This window comes from Pseudomonas sp. KB_15 (genome assembly GCF_052114525.1).
Lineage (GTDB): Bacteria > Pseudomonadota > Gammaproteobacteria > Pseudomonadales > Pseudomonadaceae > Aquipseudomonas.
On sequence record NZ_JBFREX010000168.1, the window covers coordinates 1 to 514 of the forward strand.

The 514-nt window shown below is 68.5% G+C and carries 1 protein-coding gene; it reads right to left on the minus strand.

The window, feature by feature from the left end:
* The coding region (locus AB4Z35_RS30275; RefSeq protein ID WP_442101197.1) for a hypothetical protein at nucleotides 1–514 on the minus strand (514 nt) is incomplete at both ends.

Consider the following 514-nt stretch of genomic DNA (forward strand, 5'->3'; position numbering starts at 1 on the left):
ACCGAGTGCATCCACGGCTCCGGATACGCCACCATCGCGCGCCGGGGCAGGAACTCACGGAACTCGGGGCGCGCCAGCATCCACTGCTGCATCATCATCTCCACGCGGGAGGTGGTGGGCAGGTCGCGGAACTGGTTGTGGGCCCCTTCGGACAGGATCAGGTGGACCTCGCGCAGCGCGTTCAGCACCGGGAAGCCGTCCGGCACCACCGTGGTGTCGTCGGCCTGGCGGAAGAACGGCACGCACAGGTTGAGCAGCGTGTGGAACGCGCCCAGGAACTTGCTGCGCGTGTCGGCCGGCTGCACCTGCGGCACGGCCCGGCCGATGAGCTGGAAACCGTACTCGTGCTGGTACTCCGCCGCGCGCCGTTCGATCGGCAGCCGGTGCTGCTCGTCCTGCACCCAGCCCCAGATGATGTTGTTGAGCGGGCGCAGGGAATCGAGTTCGAACTGGGCCAGCGGGTCGCGTGGGCCGGCGGAGACGTTCTGGAAGCGCCGGGAGATCGCGTTCATGG